This is a genomic window from Neobacillus cucumis (assembly GCF_016908975.1).
Classification (GTDB): Bacteria; Bacillota; Bacilli; order Bacillales; family Cytobacillaceae; genus Neobacillus; species Neobacillus cucumis.
Genome location: NZ_JAFBEX010000011.1, coordinates 184,108 through 208,055 on the forward strand (window position 1 = coordinate 184,108; position 23,948 = coordinate 208,055).

22 protein-coding genes are annotated in these 23,948 nt (G+C 44.7%); 18 read left to right on the forward strand and 4 right to left on the reverse strand.

From position 1 onward, the window contains the following. Positions 1-141 precede the first annotated feature (141 nt). The 4 genes from speB to JOC76_RS16455 all read left to right on the forward strand — a co-directional run bounded on the left by speB (position 142) and on the right by JOC76_RS16455 (position 3,664). Positions 142-1,014, forward strand: coding sequence for an agmatinase (gene speB / locus JOC76_RS16440; RefSeq protein ID WP_205179193.1), 873 nt, complete (start codon positions 142-144; stop codon positions 1,012-1,014). Positions 1,015-1,235: 221 nt separating this feature from the next. Continuing rightward, entirely contained in the window at positions 1,236-1,631 is a 396-nt protein-coding gene (locus tag JOC76_RS16445) for a YwiB family protein (protein ID WP_205179194.1), read from the forward strand. Then, complete coding sequence (gene argS / locus JOC76_RS16450) at positions 1,628-3,298, forward strand: arginine--tRNA ligase (protein ID WP_205179195.1); 1,671 nt, start codon at positions 1,628-1,630, stop codon at positions 3,296-3,298. The genes JOC76_RS16445 and argS overlap by 4 nt, the downstream gene beginning before the upstream one ends. Positions 3,299-3,484: 186 nt before the next feature. Next, on the forward strand, positions 3,485-3,664 hold the full coding sequence (locus JOC76_RS16455; protein WP_205179197.1) for an H-type small acid-soluble spore protein: 180 nt from the start codon (positions 3,485-3,487) through the stop codon (positions 3,662-3,664). A gap of 193 nt (positions 3,665-3,857) precedes the next feature. Here the strand turns inward: JOC76_RS16455 and uvsE are convergent, their stop codons facing one another. Together uvsE and cls are read right to left on the reverse strand one after the other, a co-directional pair. Further along, positions 3,858-4,811 (reverse strand): UV DNA damage repair endonuclease UvsE, encoded by a 954-nt coding sequence (gene uvsE, locus JOC76_RS16460; protein WP_205179267.1) that lies wholly within the window; start codon positions 4,809-4,811, stop codon positions 3,858-3,860. A gap of 16 nt (positions 4,812-4,827) precedes the next feature. Then, entirely contained in the window at positions 4,828-6,057 is a 1,230-nt protein-coding gene (gene cls, locus JOC76_RS16465; RefSeq protein WP_239557765.1) for a cardiolipin synthase, read from the reverse strand. Between the two features lie 157 nt (positions 6,058-6,214). On the opposite strand from cls, the gene JOC76_RS16470 reads away from it, so the two are divergent. The 11 genes from JOC76_RS16470 to pyrG all read left to right on the forward strand — a co-directional run bounded on the left by JOC76_RS16470 (position 6,215) and on the right by pyrG (position 20,676). Next, positions 6,215-8,320 (forward strand): 4Fe-4S dicluster domain-containing protein, encoded by a 2,106-nt coding sequence (locus JOC76_RS16470; protein WP_205179271.1) that lies wholly within the window; start codon positions 6,215-6,217, stop codon positions 8,318-8,320. Positions 8,321-8,561: 241 nt separating this feature from the next. Then, positions 8,562-9,749 (forward strand): acetyl-CoA C-acetyltransferase, encoded by a 1,188-nt coding sequence (locus JOC76_RS16475; RefSeq protein ID WP_205179199.1) that lies wholly within the window; start codon positions 8,562-8,564, stop codon positions 9,747-9,749. A gap of 254 nt (positions 9,750-10,003) precedes the next feature. After that, a complete protein-coding gene (locus JOC76_RS16480) occupies positions 10,004-10,855 on the forward strand; it encodes a 3-hydroxybutyryl-CoA dehydrogenase (RefSeq protein ID WP_205179200.1) in 852 nt (283 codons plus the stop codon). After that, positions 10,848-11,021: a hypothetical protein gene (locus tag JOC76_RS16485; RefSeq protein ID WP_205179201.1), complete on the forward strand. Its 174-nt coding sequence runs from the start codon at positions 10,848-10,850 to the stop codon at positions 11,019-11,021. Before JOC76_RS16480 ends, JOC76_RS16485 begins: the two co-directional genes overlap by 8 nt. A gap of 56 nt (positions 11,022-11,077) precedes the next feature. Further along, positions 11,078-12,208, forward strand: a complete 1,131-nt coding sequence (locus JOC76_RS16490) for an acyl-CoA dehydrogenase (RefSeq protein WP_205179202.1) — start codon at positions 11,078-11,080, stop codon at positions 12,206-12,208. Between the two features lie 121 nt (positions 12,209-12,329). Beyond that, entirely contained in the window at positions 12,330-13,469 is a 1,140-nt protein-coding gene (locus tag JOC76_RS16495; protein ID WP_205179203.1) for an acyl-CoA dehydrogenase, read from the forward strand. 62 nt (positions 13,470-13,531) lie between these two features. After that, positions 13,532-14,188, forward strand: a complete 657-nt coding sequence (locus tag JOC76_RS16500) for a TetR/AcrR family transcriptional regulator (protein ID WP_205179204.1) — start codon at positions 13,532-13,534, stop codon at positions 14,186-14,188. A 93-nt stretch (positions 14,189-14,281) separates the two neighbouring features. Then, the gene (gene icmF, locus JOC76_RS16505; protein ID WP_205179205.1) at positions 14,282-17,530 is read left to right on the forward strand and encodes a fused isobutyryl-CoA mutase/GTPase IcmF; all 3,249 of its coding nucleotides are present in this window, start codon (positions 14,282-14,284) and stop codon (positions 17,528-17,530) included. Between the two features lie 219 nt (positions 17,531-17,749). Then, the gene (locus tag JOC76_RS16510) at positions 17,750-17,947 is read left to right on the forward strand and encodes a hypothetical protein (protein WP_205179206.1); all 198 of its coding nucleotides are present in this window, start codon (positions 17,750-17,752) and stop codon (positions 17,945-17,947) included. Between the two features lie 197 nt (positions 17,948-18,144). Further along, positions 18,145-18,744: a DNA-directed RNA polymerase subunit delta gene (gene rpoE, locus JOC76_RS16515; protein WP_205179273.1), complete on the forward strand. Its 600-nt coding sequence runs from the start codon at positions 18,145-18,147 to the stop codon at positions 18,742-18,744. A gap of 333 nt (positions 18,745-19,077) precedes the next feature. Next, positions 19,078-20,676 carry a CTP synthase gene (gene pyrG, locus JOC76_RS16520; protein WP_205179208.1) on the forward strand — a complete coding sequence of 533 codons (1,599 nt, stop codon included), beginning with the start codon at positions 19,078-19,080 and terminating at the stop codon, positions 20,674-20,676. Here pyrG and JOC76_RS16525 read toward each other — a convergent pair. Both JOC76_RS16525 and JOC76_RS16530 read right to left on the reverse strand, forming a co-directional pair. Continuing rightward, positions 20,660-20,890: a hypothetical protein gene (locus JOC76_RS16525; RefSeq protein WP_205179210.1), complete on the reverse strand. Its 231-nt coding sequence runs from the start codon at positions 20,888-20,890 to the stop codon at positions 20,660-20,662. The two genes, pyrG and JOC76_RS16525, sit on opposite strands and share 17 nt — an antisense overlap. Before the next feature lie 39 nt (positions 20,891-20,929). Continuing rightward, a complete protein-coding gene (locus tag JOC76_RS16530) occupies positions 20,930-21,460 on the reverse strand; it encodes a DUF2529 domain-containing protein (RefSeq protein ID WP_205179212.1) in 531 nt (176 codons plus the stop codon). Positions 21,461-21,620: 160 nt separating this feature from the next. Here JOC76_RS16530 and JOC76_RS16535 point away from each other — a divergent pair, with 160 nt between their 5' ends. The 3 genes from JOC76_RS16535 to fsa all read left to right on the forward strand — a co-directional run bounded on the left by JOC76_RS16535 (position 21,621) and on the right by fsa (position 23,882). Continuing rightward, positions 21,621-21,992 carry a response regulator gene (locus JOC76_RS16535; protein ID WP_101648383.1) on the forward strand — a complete coding sequence of 124 codons (372 nt, stop codon included), beginning with the start codon at positions 21,621-21,623 and terminating at the stop codon, positions 21,990-21,992. Between the two features lie 227 nt (positions 21,993-22,219). Next, positions 22,220-23,074, forward strand: coding sequence for a class II fructose-bisphosphate aldolase (locus JOC76_RS16540; RefSeq protein WP_205179213.1), 855 nt, complete (start codon positions 22,220-22,222; stop codon positions 23,072-23,074). Between the two features lie 157 nt (positions 23,075-23,231). Continuing rightward, complete coding sequence (gene fsa, locus JOC76_RS16545) at positions 23,232-23,882, forward strand: fructose-6-phosphate aldolase (protein WP_205179214.1); 651 nt, start codon at positions 23,232-23,234, stop codon at positions 23,880-23,882. Positions 23,883-23,948 lie beyond the last annotated feature (66 nt).

Sequence of the window (23,948 nt, forward strand, 5' to 3'; positions counted from 1 at the left end):
GTTTATTGTGCCCGAAGGTCGAGGAAAAGCGGCCCAACGGTCACAATAAGCAAAAATTGTCCCTAAATGGGGTGCATAATTCAAACAAAAGGTCACAAAACCCCTTTGTGACCTTGAATACATAAGAGAGAGGGATATTAAATGCGTTTTGATGAGGCCTATTCGGGCAATGTGTTTATCAAGAGCCACCCGAATTTTGAAGAAAGTCAGGTTGTATTATACGGCATGCCAATGGACTGGACGGTTAGTTACCGCCCTGGTTCACGTTTTGGTCCAGCCCGTATCCGCGAGGTATCAATTGGACTTGAGGAGTATAGTTTTTACCTTGACCGTGAGCTTGAAGAGGTCAAATATTTCGATGCTGGAGACATTCCACTGCCATTTGGAAATGCCCAGCGCAGCTTGGATATGATTGAAGAATTTGTAGACCAGATCCTTGCAGCAGGCAAGTTCCCGCTTGGTATGGGCGGGGAGCACCTTGTTTCTTGGCCGGTCATGAAGGCCATGTATAAAAAGTACCCAGATTTAGCTATTATCCATTTTGATGCCCATACAGACCTCCGCGAGGAATACGAAGGTGAGCCATTATCACACTCAACCCCCATTCGGAAAATTGCGGAACATATTGGTCCAAAAAATGTTTATTCTTTTGGCATCCGTTCCGGGATGAAGGAAGAGTTACAGTGGGCAAAAGAAAACGGTATGCATATTTCTAAATTTGAAGTCCTTGAGCCATTAAAGGAAATCCTGCCAACCCTTGCTGGTCGTCCGGTATATGTCACCATCGACATCGATGTTCTTGACCCTGCGCATGCACCTGGAACAGGAACCGTTGATGCAGGAGGTATCACATCAAAAGAACTGTTGGCATCCATTCATGCAATTGCTCGTTCTGAAGTAAACGTAGTCGGCGGAGACCTAGTAGAAGTAGCACCAATCTACGATCCATCCGAACAAACAGCCAACACCGCCAGCAAACTCATCCGCGAAATGCTGCTTGGCTGGGTGAAATAGGTGCCTGTCACCGTTAGTTGTATTTACACGATGTTATGAAATTAAATGGTGCCTGTCCCAGTGGGGCGGGCATTTTTTGATTTGTTGTCTGTCAATGTATATAATAGATAAGTATGCGGTTATGCGCTATTGTCTATTACTAGAATAGACGATGTTAAAGGGAATAATTTAGTTCTTTTATAGAGAAAGTGTGATTGAGTTTGAGTACTATAGAAAAACCGATGAAGATTAAAGTGAAAACGACGATTCACCAGCAAGGGGGCTCTGAGACGATGGAGCTGACCGTGCTTGGTCGGTATTTAGAGAAGGACGGGGCAGTGTTTCTTAAATATGAGGAAGCACTCGAAGAAGGCACAGTCCGGACCATCGTGAAGGTGACCCCTGAAGAAGCGTTAATTTTACGCGGTGGCGCGGTAAAGATGCGTTTGCCATTTATGTTACATAAAAAGCGAAGAGGCAGCTATGAGATGCCGTTTGGCGTTTTTGAAACGATGACCATGACAAAAAGGCTTGAATATTCAAAGGGCCTCATTGATATTCTTTATGATTTCACCATGCAGGGCTCACCTGCAGGCACCTACCATTTAGAGATTACCTTTCAGGAGGATGAAATATGAATATAGTAGAACAGGTACAAACGAAATTAAAGGAAGAGATTCGTGCTGCCGTACTAAAAGCTGGTCTTGCGGCGGAAGATCAAATCCCTGATGTCATTCTAGAAATTCCAAAAGAAAAAGCCCACGGTGATTACTCTACCAACATGGCCATGCAGCTTGCACGGGTTGCCAAAAAGGCACCGCGGATGATTGCTGAAGCATTGGTCGCTAATTTTGACCACACGAAGGCCTCCATTGAAAAAATTGAGCTAGCAGGACCGGGATTTATTAATTTTTACATGAATAATGCTTACTTAACAGACTTAATTTCAACCGTTCTTAATGCGGGTGATTCTTATGGAGAAACAACTGTCGGCAACGGCCAAAAAGTTCAAGTGGAGTTTGTTTCGGCAAATCCAACCGGAGACCTTCACCTTGGACATGCCCGCGGTGCGGCTGTAGGGGACTCACTTTGCAATATCCTTGCCAAAGCAGGCTACGATGTGTCACGTGAGTACTATATTAATGATGCTGGAAACCAGATTAATAATCTAGCGTTATCGGTAGAAGCCCGTTATTTCCAAGCACTTGGCATGGACAAAGAGATGCCGGAGGACGGCTATCACGGTGCCGATATCATTGGCATCGGTAAGGCACTTGCAGAAGAGTTTGGCAATAAGTATGTGGATGTTCCCGCAGAAGAACGATACGAATTCTTCCGTGAGTACGGTTTAAAATATGAAATGGCTAAGTTGAAGAAGGACCTCGAGGATTTCCGTGTTGGTTTTGATGTTTGGTACTCAGAAACCTCCCTTTATAAAAATGGAAAAATCGATGAGGCGCTTGCGGCGCTTCGTAAAACAGGCTATATCTATGAACAGGACGGCGCAACCTGGCTGCGTTCTACCGATTTTGGCGATGACAAAGACCGAGTGCTCATCAAGCAAGACGGCTCTTATACGTATTTAACACCTGATATTGCTTACCACAAGGACAAACTTGAGCGTGGTTTTGAAAAATTAATCAATATCTGGGGTGCTGACCACCATGGTTATATTCCAAGGATGAAGGCAGCGATTCAGGCTCTAGGCTATGACCGCGAAGCCCTCGAAGTTGAAATCATTCAGTTAGTTCATCTTTATAAAAATGGGGAAAAGATGAAAATGAGCAAGCGGACCGGTAAAGCCGTCACAATGCGTGATTTGGTCGACGAGGTCGGCCTCGATGCGACCCGTTATTTCTTTGCGATGCGCAGCTCTGATACTCATATGGATTTTGACTTGGATTTAGCAGTATCTGAATCAAACGAAAATCCAGTCTATTATGCGCAGTATGCCCATGCCCGAATTTCGAGCATCCTACGTACTGGCGGGGAGCAGGGAATCAACGTGGGTACGGATGCTGATTTTTCCTTAATCGGTTCTGAAAAGGAAGTCGACCTAATGAAGAAAATTGGGGAATTTCCTTCTGCTGTTGGGGAGGCGGCTCTGAAGCGTGTGCCACACCGCATCACGAATTATATTTTAGAGTTGGCGTCAGCCTTCCATAGTTTTTATAATGCCGATAAGGTACTTGATTCCGAAAATCCAGCTCGCACGAAGGCACGTCTTGCCTTAATAAAATCAGTGCAAATTACGCTTAAAAATGCGCTTGCGTTAATAGGTGTTTCTGCTCCAGAAAAAATGTAGCCATGACTAGAAAGCCTCTTGTATTAAATACGGGAGGTTTTTTGTTGGGAAAAATGGTGAGTTAGTGGGAGGCTCACTGGCAAGCCACATGCCAGCGGAAAACCTCAACCTTATTTTAAAAAAATGAATAACTTCCAAAAAAATGCAGATAGTAATATAGAAATCTGAGTAGGAGTGAACCAAACAATGAATGTTGGAAGAGCAAAGGAAATACTAGAATCAGCAGATATGATTAATGTGACCTATGACGGAACCCCGGTTATTATTCAACATGTGGACGAAGCAACAAAAATGGCACGAATTTATTCCCGTCAAGATCCCGAAAACGAAAAAGATGTTCCTGTTTTGAATTTAATTGAAGAATAAAAAAGAGTCTCCAACATTAGGTGGAGACTTTTTACTTTAGTTTAAGAATGTAAAAATTTGGACTTCGAGAATTGTCTAGCTCCAGGCGCCATCGGCTCGAGGTCACAAGTCAAGCCGTCCAAAAGGTTAAAGAACAACCTTTCGGCCGGCTCGTCTTGTGCTTGTCGCCGATAGGCAGGCGCCTTACGCTTTTCTAAATTTCAAGACTTGCCCCGCTCACTCGTTTAAAGCCTCGCAATTTACTTAAATCCTCTACTAATTTCAAGGCTGCCTGATCCTTTGCCTTAGCCTCAATCATAAAATCAACGTCTTTTCCGAGTTCACGTAATAAATTCACAAGCGGCATGATAAACTCAGAGTCAACAAAATCGGCATGTGAGCGAAATTCCTTCTCATTTTTAGGGGAAGAAATATGGATCTTGGGTATCACTCCAACTGTTGACCATGTCTCGAAAATCCGCGGCAGCAGATCCTCCAAAGAGGTCCGGCTAAGATTGGCCATATGGTGATGATAATCGAATACTAACGGAATTCCTTCTTTCTCGCATACCCATAAAGTTTCCTCCGCCGTATAAGTTTTATCATCATTTTCCAATGTCATCACCTTCTTTATAGGAGCCGGCAAGGTAGTCAAATTTTGATAAAAACGGGACAGTGCAGCCGCCTTATCCCCATATGCACCGCCAATATGAATATTGATAAGTCCTTGATTCTCGATTCCCATCGCTTCAAACATCTGATAATGGTAAGTCATATCAATCACAGCATTCTCGGTTATGGACTGTTTCGGTGAGGTAAACAGCGTAAATTGATTGGGGTGAAAGCTGACTCGCAAGTGATTCTTTTTCACCAAATCCCCAATCTCACGCCATTCTTTTTCAAACGGAGTCGTGAAATCCCAACGGACCTCCGGATGGGTTGCCAGTGGGACAATCGAGCTCGAAAACCGGTACAGTTCAATCTCATGCGCAAGATTATAGTATAGCATCCGTAACGTATGACGGAGATTGAGCCTCGTTACCTCAAGCAACTTCTCTACGCGCTCTGAGGCGCTGAGTTGCTGATAACGGGTATAGGTAAGCGTTTTGGCAGGAGAAGCATCCCATAAGCTGATCGCATGTGAAACATAGCCAAGCCGGATTTTAATCATATGAAACGCCCCCTTATAAAAAATAGCTAATCGCACTAGCCGCCATTTCTTTCACAGACCGCCAGAGATTGGGTCTAGTAAGTTCCGCTAATGACAGCGGTTTAGAGTCTAAAATGTCCTTGTGAATGACCTGCTGCAAGTGTTCAATAAAGGCTGGGTCATAAATGTAGCAATTAATCTCTTTATTTAAAAATAAACTCCGTTTATCGAAATTAGCCGAGCCAATATCGCAAATCTTATCATCAATCAAAATGGTTTTGGCATGATAAAAACCGTTTTGATATTGATAGACAAGTGCACCTTCCTTCAGAAGCCTTCGCAAATAACGGAACGATGCTTCTTGGACAAGAATATGATCAGTGTTGTAGGGGACTATCAGTGTCATGCTGACGCCGCGCTGCCGTGCTTCGAGTAATTCTTTGAAAACGGGCATGCTAGGAATAAAATAGGGGGTGCCAATCGTAATCGATTGGTTAGCCTTTTTAATCAGCTGAATAAAACTTCTTTCGAGCATCCCCGCTTCAGTTGGAATAAATTGATGACGGATGCTCCCTTTGGGCAGTTGAGGAAAAAGCCCGTCCGTACTTTGATGCTTTTCTTCGGCATATTGATCCCAATCGATTAAAAACTCACTCTGCAAAAAAGTAACGCCTTCGCCCGTGATTTTTAACTGATAATCCCGCCATGGACTCAAGAATGGATCTTCGTCAATATATTCCTTGCCAATATTAAAACCACCCATAAAGCCGACCTTACCGTCGATAATCGAGATTTTTCGGTGATTCCGGACCTGCGACGAGTAAAAAAGAAAGGGAAGCTTGACTCGATTGCTAAACGCAACTTGGATACCTGCGTCTTGTAATTCCCTTACATCTTTTTTCTTGATAGTTAAACTGCCAAGGCGGTCAATCAGCAAACAAACCCTGACGCCTGCCTGCGCTTTTTCTTTTAAAATGGTAAAAAACTGCTGGCCGAGGTGGTCATTTTTCACGATATAGTACAAAACATGGATATGGTGTTTCGCCCTTTGTAACTCTGTAAAATAGTCGCGGAAAAATTCCTTTCCATGCGTGAAAATTTCAAATTCACCATGGAGGATGCCGGTCTCCACTCTGTTTGCTGCCAAAAGATGCTTCCTTCGACCTAAACTAAAATCTAAGCCGAGCCATATAATGATGAGAATAAGCAGTCCACTCAATATGAATACCAATTTCATCGTGATGTTTCCCCCATTCGGTTTCATTAGTGTCCCCAGGGGCTAGAATTTCTATAAGTTCAACAAATCGTAAAAAACGGTTGACTGAATGCTCATTCATTATTAAAATGGTATTATATACAATTCTGAAAATTTGTTATTTTTCTACAAACAAGTGGCAGATTCTGAGAAAGGGGCGTTTTATTTGAATGGTCTTTTATGGCTCAATTTGATTGCGTTTCTTGTTGTAACCGCTTACGCTATTAGTCTGTTTGTGTATGTCGTCAAAACACGGATTGAATTTATTAAGCTCGGTAAAAAAGTCGAGTTTGATACCAGAGTCAAAGAGCGTCTGCAGAAAATTTGGGTCAATGTGTTCGGGCAGAAAAAGCTTTTAAAGGATAAAAAAAGCGGTGCGATTCACGTTATGTTCTTCTATGGCTTTATTTTAGTACAATTCGGCGCCATTGATTTTATTTGGAGAGGTCTCGCTCCCCACTCCCATTTGCCTCTTGGACCGCTATATCCGGGCTTTACCTTTTTCCAGGAAATCGTGACACTCATGATTCTTGTTGCTGTCTTTTGGGCATTTCACCGCCGTTATGTTGAAAAATTAGTCCGGCTCAAACGTAATTTTAAATCTGGTCTTGTCCTGCTGTTCATCGGCGGTCTTATGCTGTCTGTTCTACTCGGAAATGGTATGGGTATCATCTGGCATGGGGAAGACCCTACATGGACAGAACCTGTTGCTTCGCTTATTTCGCTGATTTTTTCAGGAATCAATGAAACTGCCTCCATCGTTATCTTCTACCTTGCGTGGTGGGCGCATTTATTGTTCCTGCTTATCTTCTTAGTATACGTCCCACAATCCAAGCATGCTCACTTAATTGCCGGTCCGGCAAATGTCTACTTCAACCGTCTAGAAAAACCAGGAAAATTAAAAAAGATTGATTTTGAAGATGAAACACAAGAATCGTTCGGTGTCGGAAAAATTGAAGACTTTACCCAGCACCAAATGATTGATTTCTACGCCTGTGTCGAATGCGGCCGCTGTACCAATATGTGTCCGGCGACGGGAACAGGTAAAATGCTGTCTCCTATGGATTTAATCGTGAAAATGCGCGATCACCTTACCTTTTATGGTGCCTCCGTCACTTCGAAGCAGCCTTGGGTACCGGCATTTGCCTTTGCGAATTCAAAGGGAAATCAAATCGCGCTTGCGGCCGGCGGGCAGGGCGCTCAAGAATCGGCTGCTGCTGCCGTCTACAATCCAAATTTGATTGGCGATGTCATTACCGAGGAAGAAATCTGGGCTTGCACAACCTGCCGTAACTGTGAAGACCAATGCCCGGTGATGAACGAACACGTCGATAAAATTATCGATCTGCGCCGCTACTTGGTTTTAACCGAAGGAAAAATGGATGCCGATGCCCAGCGTGCCATGACCAATATTGAGCGCCAAGGCAATCCGTGGGGTTTAAACCGGAAAGAGCGAGAGAATTGGCGTGAAGTGCGCGAGGACATCCAGATTCCTACTGTAAAGGAAATGAACAAAGCGGGAGAAGAATTTGAATACCTGTTCTGGGTAGGGTCCATGGGTTCCTATGATAACCGCAGCCAAAAAATTGCCTTATCCTTTGCTAAGCTTTTAAATGAGGCAGGTGTCAAATTTGCTGTCCTTGGTAATAAGGAAAAAAATTCTGGTGATACACCGCGCCGTTTAGGAAACGAATTTTTATTCCAAGAGCTTGCTGCCAAAAACATCGAAGAATTTGAAAAAGCGGGTGTGAAGAAAATCGTCACGATTGACCCGCATGCTTATAATACATTTAAAAATGAATATCCTGATTTTGGTTTAGAGGCAGAAGTATTTCATCATACAGAAGTGCTTTTCCAGCTAGTACGTGACGTCCGCCTCGTGCCAAAACATGCTGTAAATGAAACGATTACGTTCCATGATTCCTGCTATCTCGGACGTTACAATGAGGTATACGACCCGCCGCGGGAAATTTTAAAATCCATCCCTGGTGTGAAGTTAGTGGAAATGGAGCGCAACCGTGAACGAGGTATGTGCTGTGGTGCAGGCGGCGGCTTGATGTGGATGGAGGAAGAGACCGGCCACCGCATTAACGTCAGCCGGACGGAACAGGCACTTGCCGTCAATCCGACCGTCATCAGCTCGGGCTGTCCATATTGCTTGACAATGTTGTCTGATGGGACCAAGGCGAAGGAAGTGGAAGAAAAAATCGCCACCTATGATGTCGCAGAGCTACTTGAAAAAGCGGTTTGTGGTGAAGTAGCTGTATCTTAAACATAACGCAGGAGTTGGATTATTTTACAAGTCAAAATTTTTAAAATTTTGGGTAAAATGTTTTCGCTCCTGCTATTTTTTATGTAAAATAGATTTATATATTAAAACGCTTACAATTTATTTGTTGACGTATGCAGGTGTTCCATGAAGCCTTGTGTGCGTTATATTTTTCGTTCCTTTTCGAGCGAGCGTTCAGTCGCTGCAAGTCTAGAGGATTAAATAAATGAAGGAGAGATGGAAAATGGGGAAAACAGTTATTTTAAGCGGTGTTCGAACACCTTTCGGAAAATTAGGGGGAAGTTTAAGCAGCTTTAGTGCCTCACAGCTTGGCGGTATTGCGGTAAAGGAGGCGCTGTTTCGTGCAGGGGTGAAGCCGGAAGACGTAAATGAAGTCATTCTCGGAACGGTTTTACAAGGAGGACAGGGACAAATTCCATCGCGGCAAGCTGCACGTCACGCCGGACTGCCATGGGAAGTGAAAACTGAGACCATCAATAAGGTGTGTGCTTCCGGAATGCGCAGTGTGACGTTAGCTGACCAGATCATTCGCGCTGGCGATGAAGAGGTGATTGTCGCAGGCGGTATGGAATCCATGAGCAATGCCCCGTATATTTTGCCGAAAGCGAGATGGGGTTTCCGAATGGGCGATTCTTCCGTAAAAGATTTAATGATCCATGACGGATTGACCTGCAGCTTTACAGGGGTTCACATGGGCACATATGGGAACAGTACGGCTGCTGAAATGGAAATTTCCCGTGAGGCCCAGGATGAGTGGGCACTTCGGAGTCATGTTCGGGCCATCGCAGCGCTTGAGAGCGGCAAATTAGCCGAGGAGATTGTCGCGGTGGAGGTGCCGCAGCGCAAAGGCGACCCGTTGGTGGTGTCGGTGGATGAGGGACCGCGCAAGGATACCTCTATAGAGCGTTTGTCCAAGTTAGCACCAGTGTTTAATTCAAATGGAACGATTACAGCTGGAAATGCACCTGGCGTGAATGACGGTGCGGCCGCACTTGTGTTAATGAGCGAAGAGCGGGCAAAGCATGAGGGACGTCAGGTTGGCGCGGTGATTCTTGGTCATGCCGAGGTGGCGGTTGAAACCAAAGATTTTCCGCAGACTCCAGGTTTAGTGATTAATGAGCTATTACGAAAAACAGGCAAGAGCTTGGATGAGATTGATTTAGTTGAAATCAATGAGGCTTTTTCAGCTGTAGCGTTAGCGAGCGGAAGAATTGCCGGTCTTGATCCAGAAAAGGTCAATATCAATGGCGGTGCGGTCGCCCTCGGTCACCCGATTGGCGCAAGCGGGGCGCGGATTATCATTACTTTGATGCATGAATTGAAGCGACGCGGCGGCGGTATCGGCATCGCGGCGATTTGCTCAGGCGGCGGTCAGGGTGATGCGGTGATGATTGAGGTGCCGAAGGAATAAGGAGAGTAAACGGCGTTTTATTTAGTAGATAGGAGAAGACCTTTATGTGCGAATACAGGGGTTTTATTTGCGGATAAGGGTCTTTTACTTGCGGATAGGTTATCTCCATTTGTGGATAACTTGCGGAAGCCGGCTCCATTTGCGGATTGCAGTTTTTAATTCACGGATAACGCAACTCAACTTGCGAACAGTCATTTTTCACTTGCATAGAGCACAATTTTAAGATTCTGAAAATAAGTTTTGGAGGGGAAACCATGAACGTTTCAAAGGTAATGGTCATTGGGGCAGGACAAATGGGCTCAGGAATCGCCCAGGTATGTGCCCAAGCTGGATACAACGTAATCGTAAATGACATTCAACCGGAATTCGTCGACCGTGGATTAAAGGTCATCCAGAAAAACCTAACCCGCAACGTCGACAAAGGACGTATGACAGAAGAAGAAAAGCTAGAAGTCCTTGCAAAACTTACATCATCCACCGACCTTAACGATGCCAAAGACGTGGACCTTGTCATCGAGGCTGCGGTCGAAAACATGGAAATCAAAACAAACATCTTTGCAAAACTAGATAAAATAGCTCCAGCCCATACCATACTAGCCAGCAACACGTCATCATTGCCCATCACAGAAATAGCTGCCGCCACCAAACGTCCGGAAAAGGTCATCGGCATGCATTTTATGAACCCAGTCCCAGTCATGAAACTCGTCGAAATTATTCGCGGTCTGGCAACAGCCGATGAAGTCTATCAAGTAATTGAAGACATGACCAAGACATTAGGCAAGGTGCCAGTTGAAGTCAATGATTTTCCTGGCTTTGTCTCCAACCGCATTCTGATGCCGATGATTAACGAAGCCATCTACACACTTTACGAGGGCGTCGCCACAAAAGAAGCGATCGATGAAGTGATGAAGCTCGGCATGAATCATCCAATGGGACCGTTAACCCTGGCTGATTTTATCGGCTTAGATACTTGTTTATACATTATGGAAACACTCCATCAAGGCTTTGGCGATGATAAATACCGCCCATGCCCGCTCCTGCGAAAATATGTGAAAGCAGGCTGGCTTGGTAAGAAAACAGGGCGCGGCTTCTACATCTATGAATAGAATAGAAAAGCGGAAGCGCCTTGAACAGGGGCGCAAGGCTACAGACGAGCCAGCGAGAAGGCTGCACTTTAGCCTTCTTGATGGATTGGCTGTAGACCTTCGAGCCCCTAGGCGCTGGAGCTGGACAATTTTATTAGACCAGGTGGATCACGCCGTCCTTACATAACCAAAGATTCCCCTGGCATAGGCTAACGAAATTTTCCTCAGGAAGGGGAGACATAGATGAATCTTATTTTTTCAGATGAGCAGGAAATGATGCGCAAAATGGTCTGTGATTTTGCCGAGAAGGAGATTACCCCATTTATTGAAAAAATGGAAAAGGGGGAATTTCCACGTGAAATCCTCCGCAAAATGGGCGGGCTTGGGTTGATGGGGATTCCGGTCCCCGAGAAGTACGGCGGTGCGGCGATGGATTTCACCTCCTATATTATCGCCATTCATGAACTGTCAAAAGTAAGCGCTGCCGTTGGCGTGATTCTATCTGTTCATACCTCTGTCTGCACAAACCCTATTCTGTATTTTGGAACAGAGGCACAAAAGCAAAAGTATGTGCCAAAGCTGGCAACAGGTGAATATCTAGGGGCCTTTTGCTTAACCGAGGCAAGCTCAGGGTCGGATGCGGCCAGTTTAAAAACACGGGCGGTCAATAAAGGCGACCATTATGTATTGAATGGCTCTAAGTTGTTTATCACAAACGGCGGTGAAGCGGATGTGTATATTGTGTTTGCCACGACAGACTTAAAGCTTGGGACAAAAGGGATTGTCGCTTTTATTGTTGAAAAAAATACCCCCGGTTTTATTGTTGGCAAGGATGAGAAGAAAATGGGGCTGCACGGCTCCAGAACGGTGCAGCTGACGTTTGAAGATCTGCATGTCCCGGCGGAAAATAGGCTGGGGCAAGAGGGCGAAGGCTTTAAGATTGCGATGGCAAACCTTGATGTTGGGCGGATTGGCATTGCTACTCAGGCACTCGGGATTGCGGAAGCAGCCTTTGAAGCAGCAACGGCTTATGCGAAGGAGCGCCATCAATTCGGCAGGCCGATTGCCTCCCAGCAGGGAATTGCGTTTAAGTTGGCGGATATGGCAACCAGTGTGGAGGCGGCAAAGCTATTAGTCTATCGGGCTGCGGATTTACGGAGCAAGGGTTTGAAATGCACATTAGAAGCGTCGATGGCGAAGCTGTTTACCACAAGGACAGCGGTGGAAGTGACAACAGAGGCGATCCAAGTATTCGGCGGATACGGTTATACCGAAGACTATCCGGTTGAACGCTATTTCCGCGATGCCAAGGTGACGGAGATTTATGAAGGCACGAGCGAGATTCAGCGGATTGTGATTAGTAAGCATCTTTAGTGTTGGCGCAATGTTAATAAAACTCATGATGTGTTAATATCGTGCGTTTTTTTGTTAATAAAATCAAAATTTTGTTAATATGTCCGGATTTTATTAATAAAGTCCGAAGGAGGCACAAAACATGCAATTTAAATTATCTGAAGAGCATGAAATGATCCGAAAAATGGTTCGGGATTTCGCGCGCAACGAGGTAGCGCCGACCGCAGCCGAGCGCGATGAAGAAGAACGCTTCGACCGGGGGATCTTTGACAAAATGGCGGAGCTTGGTTTAACCGGAATTCCCTGGCCAGAAGAATACGGCGGCATTGGCAGCGACTTTTTAGCCTATTGCATTGCCGTCGAAGAGCTTTCCCGCGTTGACGCATCAACAGGCGTCCTGTTATCTGCGCACACCTCATTAGCGGGCTGGCCGATTTACAAATTTGGCAGCGAGGAGCAAAAACAAACCTACTTAAGACCAATGGCAGAAGGCACGAAAATTGGCGCGTACGGCTTAACGGAGCCAGGCAGCGGTTCGGATGCTGGCGGAATGCGAACGACGGCCCGCTTAGAGGGCGATCACTACATTTTAAATGGCTCCAAAATTTTTATTACCAATGGAGGCGTTGCTGATATCTATGTTGTCTTTGCGTTAACAGATCCTGCCAACAAGCAAAAAGGAACGACTGCCTTCATCATTGAAAGCAAATTACCAGGTTTCTCGGTTGGCAAAAAAGAAAAGAAACTCGGGATTCGCTCCTCGCCTACGACAGAAATTATTTTTGAAGATTGCAAAGTTCCTGTTAAAAACCGGCTTGGTGCAGAGGGCGAAGGCTTTAAAATTGCAATGATGACCCTTGATGGCGGCCGCAACGGCATCGCCGCCCAAGCAGTCGGGATCGCCCAAGGCGCACTGGATGCGGCCGTCGATTATGCACGCGAGCGCCAGCAATTTGGCAAGCCGATTGTCGCGAACCAGGGTATTTCCTTTAAACTGGCGGATATGGCGACCAATATTGAAGCGGCAAGACTCCTAACCTATCAAGCTGCCTGGCTTGAGTCGAATGGTCTGCCGTACGGCAAAGAGTCGGCCATGTCCAAATTGTTTGCCGGCGATACGGCCATGAAGGTAACAACCGAAGCCGTCCAAGTGTTTGGCGGATATGGCTATACAAAAGACTATCCAGTTGAACGTTTTATGCGTGATGCCAAAATTACGCAGATTTATGAAGGAACACAAGAAATTCAACGGCTTGTCATTTCGAGAATGATAACAAAATAAAAAGCCAGGCCAAGGGGCTCTGTCCCACGGTGCAAAGCTTAGGAAAAAGGCGGTAACAGGGGATGAAAAAAAGAGAAGTTCAAGCCTCTGTCAAGGATGAGCGTCTTGTGCAAAAAAGGCGTGATCAAATGATCAAAGGGGCTGTCGCACTTTTTAAACAAAAGGGGTTTCACCGGACAACAACAAGGGAAATTGCTAAAGCAGCTGGTTTCAGCATCGGAACACTCTATGAATATATCCGCACAAAGGAAGATGTCCTCTATCTTGTTTGTGACAGTATCTATGACCATGTTAGTGAGCGTCTTCAGGCGGATTTGGCCGTGGAAAAAGGGACGCTGGAAAGCTTGAAACACGGGATTGCCGACTTTTTTCAGGTAATGGATGAAATGCAGGCAGAGGTGCTCGTGATGTATCAGGAAGTCAAGTCCCTTTCTAAGGATGCTCTGCCATATGTATTGAAAAAAGAAATGGAAATGGTCGCGATGTTTGAAGAGTTGTTGACGCGCTGTGTCGAGAACGGGGAACTGATTTTAACACAAAAACAGATTGAGCTTGTGGCACATAACATTTTTGTTCAGGGGCAAATGTGGGGATTCCGCCGCTGGGCCTTAAGGAAGTTATTTACGCTCGAGGAGTATATTGCGATGCAAACGGACGTTTTATTATCGGGGATCGAAAACAAGGTTACGGTCGCTGTAGCGGTTTCGGAAAAAGGGTAATGTAAAGCGAGCCGAAAATAGGGTTCATTTTTCAAAAGGGGTCATCCAAGCGAGTCGAAGATACAGTTTCATTTTTCCAAAAGGGGGAGGACGATGGGGAACTATCAGCCACGGCATCATATCCGCTTTGTGACGGCGTCGAGCCTATTTGACGGCCATGATGCTTCGATAAATATTATGAGACGGATATTGCAGGCGAGTGGGGCGGAGGTGATTCACCTCGGGCATAATCGCTCGGTCGAGGAGGTTGTGACCGCCGCGATTCAGGAGGATGTTCAGGGGATCGCTATTTCGTCGTATCAAGGCGGGCATGTTGAATACTTTAAGTATATGTATGACTTGTTAAGTGAAAAGGGCGCGCCGCATATTCGGATTTATGGCGGCGGGGGCGGGGTGATTATCCCGCGCGAAATGGATGAATTGCATGCCTATGGGATTGCCAGGCTATTTTCACCAGAGGACGGGCGTACCTTAGGGCTGCAAGGGATGATTGATCTGATGCTGCGGGAATGTGATTTTTCGACAGTGACCCCCGATGTCAGCGAACAAATCGCCAAACTGCCGAGCGGTGACGTGAATGCAATTGCGAAGCTGATTACCCTAGCAGAGCTTCATGTGGAAAAAAGGAACGAGGCCGCGGCTTCAGCAGAGCAGGTGCTTGAACAGGTGAAGTCACTTGCGAAGGGGATTCCGGTCGTTGGCATCACGGGTACAGGCGGTGCCGGAAAAAGTTCGTTAACCGATGAACTGATCCGCCGCTTTATCAATGAATTTCCGGGGAAAAAAGTTGCGATTCTTTCTGTGGACCCGACAAAGCAAAAGACAGGTGGGGCCTTGCTTGGGGACCGGATCCGCATGAATGCGATTTTCTCACCCAATGTGTATATGCGTAGCCTAGCGACACGGCGGTCGAAAAATGAACTTTCGCTTGCGATTAAAGATGCAGTTGCTGTAACAAAGGCGGCGGGCTTTGATTTGGTCTTGATCGAGACGAGTGGTATCGGGCAGGGTGATGCGGAAATTACCGAGGTCTGTGATGTGTCGATGTATGTGATGACGAGTGAGTTCGGTGCGCCCTCGCAGCTGGAAAAAATCGATATGCTCGATTTTGCAGATTTGATAGTGATTAATAAATTTGAACGCAAGGGCTCAGAGGATGCAAAGCGCCAGGTGCAAAAGCAGTATCAGCGCAACCATATGCTGTTTGAAAAAGAGCTTGATGAAATGCCGGTGTATGGTACGATTGCAAGCCAGTTTCATGACCCGGGAACGAATGCGTTGTTTGCAGCGTTAGTGGAGGTCATCAATGAAAAGGCGGGCACCGATTGGGTGACGTCGTTTAGCAGGGATGCTTTGGTTGAAAAACAGAATGTGATTATCCCATCTGACCGGCGATATTATTTGCGGGAGATAACGGAGACGGTGCGGGGCTATCACCATAGAGCGGAAGAGCAGGCGAATATTGCCCGGAAATTATTTCAGTTGGAGGGGGCAATCGCTGCGGTGAGGGACCAGCCGGAGGTGGTCGCGGCTTTAAAGGCGGTGAAGCAGGAAACAGAAGCTAAGCTGACGGCAGAGTCACGAAAAATTCTCGGGACGTGGGAACAAACCAAGACGGCCTACGCAGGGGATCGATTGGTGACGCGTATCCGGGATAAAGAGATTATTACAGTGTTAAAGTCAAAAAGTTTATCTGGGCTTGATATTCCGAAAGTGATTCTACCGAAATATCAGGATTATGGTGAAATCCTGCGCTGGGTGTACCGCGAGAATGTGCCGGGTTCGTTCCCTTATACGGCAGGAGTGTTTCCGTTTAAGCGTGAAGGCGAGGATCCGAAACGCCAATTTGCCGGGGAAGGGACTCCAGAACGGACGAACCGCCGCTTCCATTATTTATCGAAGGATGATGCCGCGAAGCGTTTGAGTACGGCATTTGATTCGGTGACCTTGTACGGGGAAGACCCGGATTACCGCCCTGATATTTTTGGAAAGGTTGGCGAGAGCGGGGTCAGTGTTTGTACGTTGGATGATATGAAAAAGCTTTATGCGGGGTTTGATTTGTGCCATCCATCCACATCGGTATCGATGACGATTAATGGGCCGGCGCCCATTATTTTGGCGATGTTTATGAATACAGCGATTGATCAGCAGGTTCAGAAGAAGGAAGCGGAACTTGGCCGCATGTTGACGCTGGATGAGTTCTCTGATGTTCGTGCTTATACACTGCGCACCGTACGGGGAACCGTGCAGGCTGATATTTTAAAAGAAGACCAAGGGCAAAACACCTGTATTTTTTCAACAGAGTTTGCACTAAGGATGATGGGGGATATTCAGCAATATTTCATTGACCATCAAGTCCGGAATTACTATTCGGTGTCGATTAGCGGTTATCATATTGCCGAAGCAGGGGCCAATCCGATTTCGCAGCTGGCGTTTACGCTGTCAAATGGCTTTACGTATGTCGAGTATTATTTAAGCCGCGGTATGAAGATTGATGATTTTGCGCCGAACTTATCGTTCTTTTTCTCCAATGGCTTAGATCCAGAGTACACGGTGATTGGCCGGGTAGCTCGGAGGATTTGGGCGACGGTGATGCGGGATAAGTATGGGGCGAATGAACGCAGTCAGAAGTTAAAGTATCATGTTCAAACCTCAGGGCGGTCACTGCATGCCCAGGAAATTGACTTTAATGATATTCGGACCACCTTGCAGGCGTTAATGGCGCTCCATGATAATTGTAATTCGCTCCATACGAATGCATATGATGAGGCGATTACGACGCCGACGGAAGAATCGGTCCGCCGGGCGATGGCCATTCAAATGATTATTACGAAAGAGCATGGGTTAACGAAGAATGAGAATCCGCTGCAGGGATCGTTTATTGTCGAGGAATTGACGGATTTGGTCGAAGAAGCGGTACTGCAGGAATTTGATCGCCTGAATGATCGCGGCGGGGTGCTTGGTTCGATGGAAACGCAGTATCAGCGAGGAAAGATTCAGGATGAATCGATGTATTATGAAATGAAGAAACATACGGGTGAGCTGCCGATTATTGGGGTAAATACGTATTTAAATCCGAATCCTCCTTCAGTTGAAGAGGTCAATAATATGGAGCTTGCCCGTGCAACGAATGAAGAAAAGGAATTGCAAATTTATAATTTGCAGGCTTTCCAGAAGGCGCATGCCGGGGAGTCGGTTGAAGCATTAAATCGTTTAAAGGCGGCTGCCGTGAATAATGGCAATATCTTCACAGAGCTAATGGAGACCGTCAAATCAGCAAGCCTCGGGCAAATTACTAGGGCACTCTACGAGGTTGGAGGGCAATATAGAAGGAATATGTAATACGAAAAGCGGAAGCGACTTGGTCGCTGCAGCTGGACATTTCTCAAAGTTTTTACAATGATAAAAGGAGCAACGGTGACAGGCACCACTTGGTGTAGTCACCGTTGTCTATTTTTGTGGTAAAATAGTTAGGATTATTTTATATTAAATTGGATTTGTATCCTATATAATCAAAACTAGCATTCCAATCATGATGTGTTGACAGGCAGGTGTATCCGTATGAAGGTTAATCGAATAATTATTATTTTAATTATTTTCGCCTGGCCGTTATATGAACTCTATCAGCTCCAACTCGGTGCCGTTTCGTTTTTCCTCTTGGCCATTTTATTTTTGTATATCTCTATTAAGGAGTTCAAAAAAATCAAGAAAGAGAAATCGTCGAACGACAAACCATCACCGCCGCAAAAAATCAAGTGAAACTATCTTCTAGCACTAGCATAAACACCAAGAAATTGTTTATAATGAAGAATATGCAAAAATTTAGAAGTGTGCAAGAATCACTTCTTACAGGAACTAGACAGTTATGAAAAATCCATTTTTTCATACATAGAAGCTTAACTGTCCTGAACCACTCAAATGTAAAGAGTGTTAAATAGAGAAAGGAAGTGCCAATAGTGAGTTTAGCACAATACTCAAAAGAGGAATTGCAAGAGTTTTCCCTCATGGAAATGGCTTATGAATATTTAAAAAATAGCAAGCAGCCAATCTCTTTTAATGAATTAGTGAACGAGATTAAAACCGCTGCTGATATATCGGACGAAGAAATTCGTTCTCGCCTGGCACAGTTTTATACCGATATTAATATCGATGGCCGGTTCCTCTCATTAGGGGAAAATCGCTGGGGACTTCGTTTCTGGTATCCAGTTGATACGGCTGAAGAAGAGGTTATCACGCCTACTAAGCCGAAGAAGAAAAAGGCGAAGAAGGTTGTCGACGAAGACGAGCTTGATGATTTCGATGATGTCGAAGATGAAGATTATGATGATCTTGATGACTTTGCTGATGATGAAGATGATCTTCTTGATGACGACGACGACGATTTGGATGATCTTGATGATGTCGACGAGTTTGATGACGATGATGATGATGTCCTTGACGAAGAAGATGATCTTGATCTTGGTGAGGAAGAAGAGCTTGATGAGGATCTCGATGATGATCTTGACGACGAAGAAGAAGATGAATTTGAAAACGAGGATGAAGACGAAGAACTGTAAGTCTGATGGGAAAAGCCGTTTACGGGCTCTTCCCGAGAGTTAACGTAAACGGCTTGACTTTTTATTCGAGCCCCTGTATTATCTTTTTTGGGCTCCTTTTAATAGGACGAATGAATATAACGATATGCGCTCCCCTCGCAATCCGCGAGCAGGGGCGCTTTTTTATTTTAATGTCAAGCATAAGCAACAGTCAGAGTGCTTAGTGCTTTTCTAAGAAAACTCCCTTATTGTAAGGAGTTTTTTCGTTTTTTGGAGCAATGGGGAAATTATTTTAAAAAAATATCCTTAAACAACCTGAATAATGCACAAACTGTAATAGAGGAGGACGAATTTATGACAAAGTATATTTTTGTAACCGGTGGTGTGGTGTCATCACTAGGAAAAGGGATTACTGCTGCTTCATTAGGGCGTTTATTGAAAAATCGAGGTTTGAATGTAACGATTCAAAAATTTGACCCGTACATTAACGTGGACCCTGGGACGATGAGCCCTTATCAGCATGGTGAAGTATTCGTTACGGATGATGGTGCAGAAACCGATTTGGACTTGGGTCACTATGAGCGTTTTATTGATATTAATTTAAATAAGTACTCTAACGTAACAACAGGAAAAATCTATTCAACTGTGTTAAGAAAAGAGCGCCGCGGGGATTATTTAGGGGCAACTGTTCAGGTTATTCCGCATATTACCAATGAAATCAAAGAGCGCTGCTTCCGTGCAGCAAAAGAGACTAACGCGGACGTGGTTATTACAGAAATCGGTGGTACGGTTGGAGATATTGAATCATTGCCTTTCTTAGAAGCGATTCGCCAAATTAAAAGCGACCTTGGCAGCAAAAATGTTATGTATATTCACTGTACGCTGATTCCATACATAAAGGCGGCTGGCGAAATGAAAACAAAGCCGACCCAGCATAGTGTAAAAGAATTGCGCAGCCTTGGAATTCAGCCAAATATTATTGTGGTAAGAACGGAATTGCCTGTTTCACAGGATATGAAGGATAAGCTTGCATTGTTCTGTGATATTGATGCGAAAGCTGTGATCGAGTGCCGTGATGCCGATACTCTATATTCCATTCCACTTGCATTGCAAGAGCAAAACATGGACCAAATCGTGTGCGATCACTTGGAATTAGGTACAAATGCAGCCGAAATGACCGAGTGGAAGGCACTTGTTGAACGTGTTCTTAACCTTTCTGGAAAAGTAAAAATCGGTCTAGTGGGTAAATACGTAGAACTTCAGGATGCTTATATTTCCGTTGTGGAAGCAATGAAGCATGCTGGTTACGCTTTTGACACGGATGTCGAGATTAAATGGATTAACTCTGAACATGTAACACGTGAAAATGTAGCCGAGCTTCTTGATGAAGTGGATGGTGTGTTAGTACCAGGCGGATTCGGAGACCGCGGTGTGGAAGGGAAGATTGAAGCAACCCGCTATGCTCGTGAGCATAAGAAGCCATTCCTTGGCATTTGTTTAGGCATGCAGCTAGCGACGATTGAATTTGCCCGTAACGTATTGGGGTATGGTGATGCTCATTCAGCGGAATTTGTACCGGAAACAACTCATCCGATCATTGACCTTCTTCCAGAGCAGAAGGATGTTGAGGATATTGGCGGTACATTACGTCTTGGATTATACCCTTGCCGTCTTGCAGAAGGAACAAAGGCGTTTGAAGCGTATGAAGATGAAGTCGTATACGAGCGTCACCGCCACCGTTATGAGTTTAACAATTTCTATCGTCAAGAGATGGAAGCAAAAGGTTTTGTGTTCTCAGGTACAAGTCCTGACGGCCGTTTAGTCGAAATTATTGAATTGAAGGACCACCCATGGTTTGTGGCGTCCCAATTCCATCCAGAATTTGTCTCAAGACCAACGCGTCCACAGCCATTGTTCCGTGACTTTATTAAAGCATCTATTCAAAAATACTAATGATTGGGGCCGGTTCTCTGTTTGGAGGACCGGCTTTTTTGGATGTAAGTGGAAAATAGTCCAATGTGGTTGAAAAATGAGCCAATATGGTCGGAAAATCGGCCAATGCTAACGGGAAATGAGCCAATGTGGCACAAAAATGAGCCAATGTGGCACAAAAATGAGCCAAACTAGCTGAAAAAAGGGCCAGTCGGACAAAATAGCCAGCCGCCATATACTCATAAAACAAAAAAGGGCCCTTTAAGGCCCCATTCTACTCTTCATATTCAGTTAATATCTCATCGATCGTAAATTTTATTCCGTGGTAGACGAACAATGCAGCAATTGCGGAAGGGTAACCATAGCGATTCCCAACCTCATCCGGAAGCAGCGCCTTCGTTAACCGCAGGTCAAGATGAACATCCGCTAATTTTGATAAATCCTCATCAGAATCCTCCGCAACTGTCGACACAGCAACAAAGGGAATCATTTTTTCATGAAGCATTTGAGCCAAATCGAGTGCCTGACGATCATTGGAATAACGGGTGAACAATAGCACGCGGTCCGCGGACTCAAGCACATCCAGGCTGTCTACAGGCAAAACCTTCGCACCGCGTAACGGCTCTCTGCCTTCTAACGCTTCGAATTCAACTGCCTTCATCTCCCCAAAGCCCAATAGATAAATGGAACCGTCGCCTACAAAGGCTTGGGCAAGCAGGCGAGATCCATCCTCAAACGAAAACTCTTCTTTTTCCTCTATTCTTTTAAAAACACCCGTTAATTGGGTGGTAAACATTTTTAGCATGGTAACCCTCCTTATTCATGTCTAGTATAAACTTTTTCGGTCCTCAGCCAAAACAATTGTAAAATAACAAATAAAATGCAAATATAAGGCAGGATATTTATTTCTCTCAGTCGAAATATAACAAGTAAAAATACATATTGCTAAGGAAGAGGTGGAATTTGTGAAAGAGAAAATATTAATTGTCGACGATCAGTTTGGCATTCGCATCTTGCTAAATGAAGTGTTCCAAAAAGAAGGGTATCAAACATTTCAAGCGGCAAACGGAGTCCAAGCACTTGAGATAGTGACAAAACATCATCCGGATCTTGTCCTTTTGGACATGAAAATTCCGGGTATGGACGGTATCGAAATTCTAAAACGAATGAAAGTTATCGATCCAGAGATTCGCGTCATCATCATGACCGCCTATGGTGAATTGGATATGATTCAAGAAGCCAAAGACCTTGGTGCCTTAACTCATTTTGCAAAACCGTTTGATATTGATGATATTCGCGCGGCAGTCCGCAAACATATACCGCAAAAAACAAACTAAAATTTGTAAAAAAGTAAAGACTTAAAAATGGGTGCGTTTTCATTGTGACAGTTTGAAAAAACATGCTCGAATTATGGCATTTCCTTCTTTCTTTTGTTATGATACATATGAACTTTTAACAGGCTGTATATCATTTTTGATTTATACATAATCGCCAAATCAAAGGGAAACCCTTTTATGGAAGACCCTATTTAAATGATATCAACCTAATTTGAGGAGGAAGAGAAATGCCTTTAGTATCAATGACAGACATGCTTAACAAGGCGAAAGCGGAAGGCTACGCTGTAGGTCAATTCAACCTGAATAACTTAGAATTTACGCAAGCAATCCTAATGGCTGCACAAGAAGAGAACTCACCAGTTATCCTTGGTGTATCTGAAGGTGCTGCCCGCTATATGTCCGGCTTCAAAACGGTTGTAAAAATGGTTGAGGGCTTAATGGAAGACTTGAAAATAACTGTTCCTGTAGCTATTCACCTTGACCACGGTTCAAGCTTTGAAAAATGTAAAGAAGCAATCGATGCTGGTTTTACATCAGTAATGATTGACGCTTCTCACCACCCATTTGAAGAAAACGTAGAAACTACTAAGAAAGTAGTAGACTACGCTCATTCAAAAGGTGTTTCAGTTGAAGCTGAATTAGGAACTGTTGGCGGACAAGAAGACGATGTATCTGGAAGCATTATCTATGCTGATGCTAACGAGTGTGTTGAGTTAGTTAAACGCACAGGTATCGACTGCTTAGCTCCTGCATTAGGTTCTGTACACGGCCCTTACAAAGGTGAACCAAACCTTGGTTTCAAAGAAATGGAAGAAATCGGCAACCTTACTGGCATGCCACTAGTACTACACGGTGGTACAGGAATTCCAACTAAGGATATCCAAAAATCTGTATCCCTTGGTACTGCAAAAATCAACGTTAATACTGAAAATCAAATCGAGTCTGCAAGAACGGTTCGTGAAGTATTAGCGGCAAAACCTAACGAATATGATCCACGTAAATACTTAGGACCAGCACGTGACGCAATCAAAGAAACTGTAATCGGCAAAATGCGCGAATTCGGTTCATCTAACAAAGCTTAATTGTTGGTATAATCCATTCTGGAAAAGGGGCATCACATTAAGTGGTGATGCTCTCCCAGAACCCATTTAGATAAAACTGAAAACCGTCCTTCATGAGGGCGGTTTATGTTTGGATAGAGTAGTCTGAAAATTTAGTCGAAATAACGGAGGTTAGCACATGAAATTTTTTATTGATACAGCAAACCTGGATGAAATTCGCGAAGTATATGAATTAGGCTTACTATCAGGGGTTACCACCAATCCATCTTTAGTAGCAAAAGAACAAGGTGTTTCATTCCATGACCGTATTAAAGAAATTGCTGCACTTGTTCCTGGCTCCGTCAGCGCCGAAGTCATCTCTCTTGATGCAGAAGGCATGATCCGCGAGGGAAAAGAACTAGCAGCCATCGCTCCAAACATCACCGTAAAAGTACCGATGACTCCAGACGGAATCAAAGCTTGCCATGCTTTTTCAAAAGAAGGCATCAAAACCAACGTGACGTTAATTTTCAACGCAAACCAAGCACTATTAGCTGCAAGAGCAGGTGCGACCTATGTATCACCATTCCTAGGAAGACTCGATGATATCGGACAAAACGGTCTTGAACTCATCTCACAAGTAGCCGACATCTTTGCCGTACATGGCTTAGAGACCGAAATCATTGCTGCTTCCATCCGCAACCCAATCCATGTAACAGAAGCTGCGCTAAGGGGCGCACACATTGCAACCATTCCATACAAAGTATTAATCGGTTTGTTCCAACACCCATTAACAGACAAAGGAATCGAAGGCTTCCTAAAAGACTGGAACAACCGCACCGACGCTTAAATTTCCATTGGGAAAACTCCCTTTATATTTCACAACATAATTGACGCCACGGCTGCTGGACAAAGT

Excerpts from the sequence above, each read along its gene's own strand:
- speB (WP_205179193.1), top strand. The coding sequence starts at position 142 with ATGCGTTTTGATGAGGCCTATTCGGGCAATGTGTTTATCAAGAGCCAC.
- JOC76_RS16445 (WP_205179194.1), top strand. The coding sequence starts at position 1,236 with ATGAAGATTAAAGTGAAAACGACGATTCACCAGCAAGGGGGCTCTGAG.
- argS (WP_205179195.1), top strand. The coding sequence starts at position 1,628 with ATGAATATAGTAGAACAGGTACAAACGAAATTAAAGGAAGAGATTCGT.
- JOC76_RS16455 (WP_205179197.1), top strand. The coding sequence starts at position 3,485 with ATGAATGTTGGAAGAGCAAAGGAAATACTAGAATCAGCAGATATGATT.
- cls (WP_239557765.1), bottom strand. The coding sequence starts at position 6,057 with ATGAAACCGAATGGGGGAAACATCACGATGAAATTGGTATTCATATTG.
- JOC76_RS16475 (WP_205179199.1), top strand. The coding sequence starts at position 8,562 with ATGGGGAAAACAGTTATTTTAAGCGGTGTTCGAACACCTTTCGGAAAA.
- JOC76_RS16480 (WP_205179200.1), top strand. The coding sequence starts at position 10,004 with ATGAACGTTTCAAAGGTAATGGTCATTGGGGCAGGACAAATGGGCTCA.
- JOC76_RS16485 (WP_205179201.1), top strand. The coding sequence starts at position 10,848 with ATGAATAGAATAGAAAAGCGGAAGCGCCTTGAACAGGGGCGCAAGGCT.
- JOC76_RS16490 (WP_205179202.1), top strand. The coding sequence starts at position 11,078 with ATGAATCTTATTTTTTCAGATGAGCAGGAAATGATGCGCAAAATGGTC.
- JOC76_RS16495 (WP_205179203.1), top strand. The coding sequence starts at position 12,330 with ATGCAATTTAAATTATCTGAAGAGCATGAAATGATCCGAAAAATGGTT.
- JOC76_RS16500 (WP_205179204.1), top strand. The coding sequence starts at position 13,532 with ATGAAAAAAAGAGAAGTTCAAGCCTCTGTCAAGGATGAGCGTCTTGTG.
- icmF (WP_205179205.1), top strand. The coding sequence starts at position 14,282 with ATGGGGAACTATCAGCCACGGCATCATATCCGCTTTGTGACGGCGTCG.
- JOC76_RS16510 (WP_205179206.1), top strand. The coding sequence starts at position 17,750 with ATGAAGGTTAATCGAATAATTATTATTTTAATTATTTTCGCCTGGCCG.
- pyrG (WP_205179208.1), top strand. The coding sequence starts at position 19,078 with ATGACAAAGTATATTTTTGTAACCGGTGGTGTGGTGTCATCACTAGGA.
- JOC76_RS16525 (WP_205179210.1), bottom strand. The coding sequence starts at position 20,890 with ATGGCGGCTGGCTATTTTGTCCGACTGGCCCTTTTTTCAGCTAGTTTG.
- JOC76_RS16530 (WP_205179212.1), bottom strand. The coding sequence starts at position 21,460 with ATGCTAAAAATGTTTACCACCCAATTAACGGGTGTTTTTAAAAGAATA.
- JOC76_RS16540 (WP_205179213.1), top strand. The coding sequence starts at position 22,220 with ATGCCTTTAGTATCAATGACAGACATGCTTAACAAGGCGAAAGCGGAA.
- fsa (WP_205179214.1), top strand. The coding sequence starts at position 23,232 with ATGAAATTTTTTATTGATACAGCAAACCTGGATGAAATTCGCGAAGTA.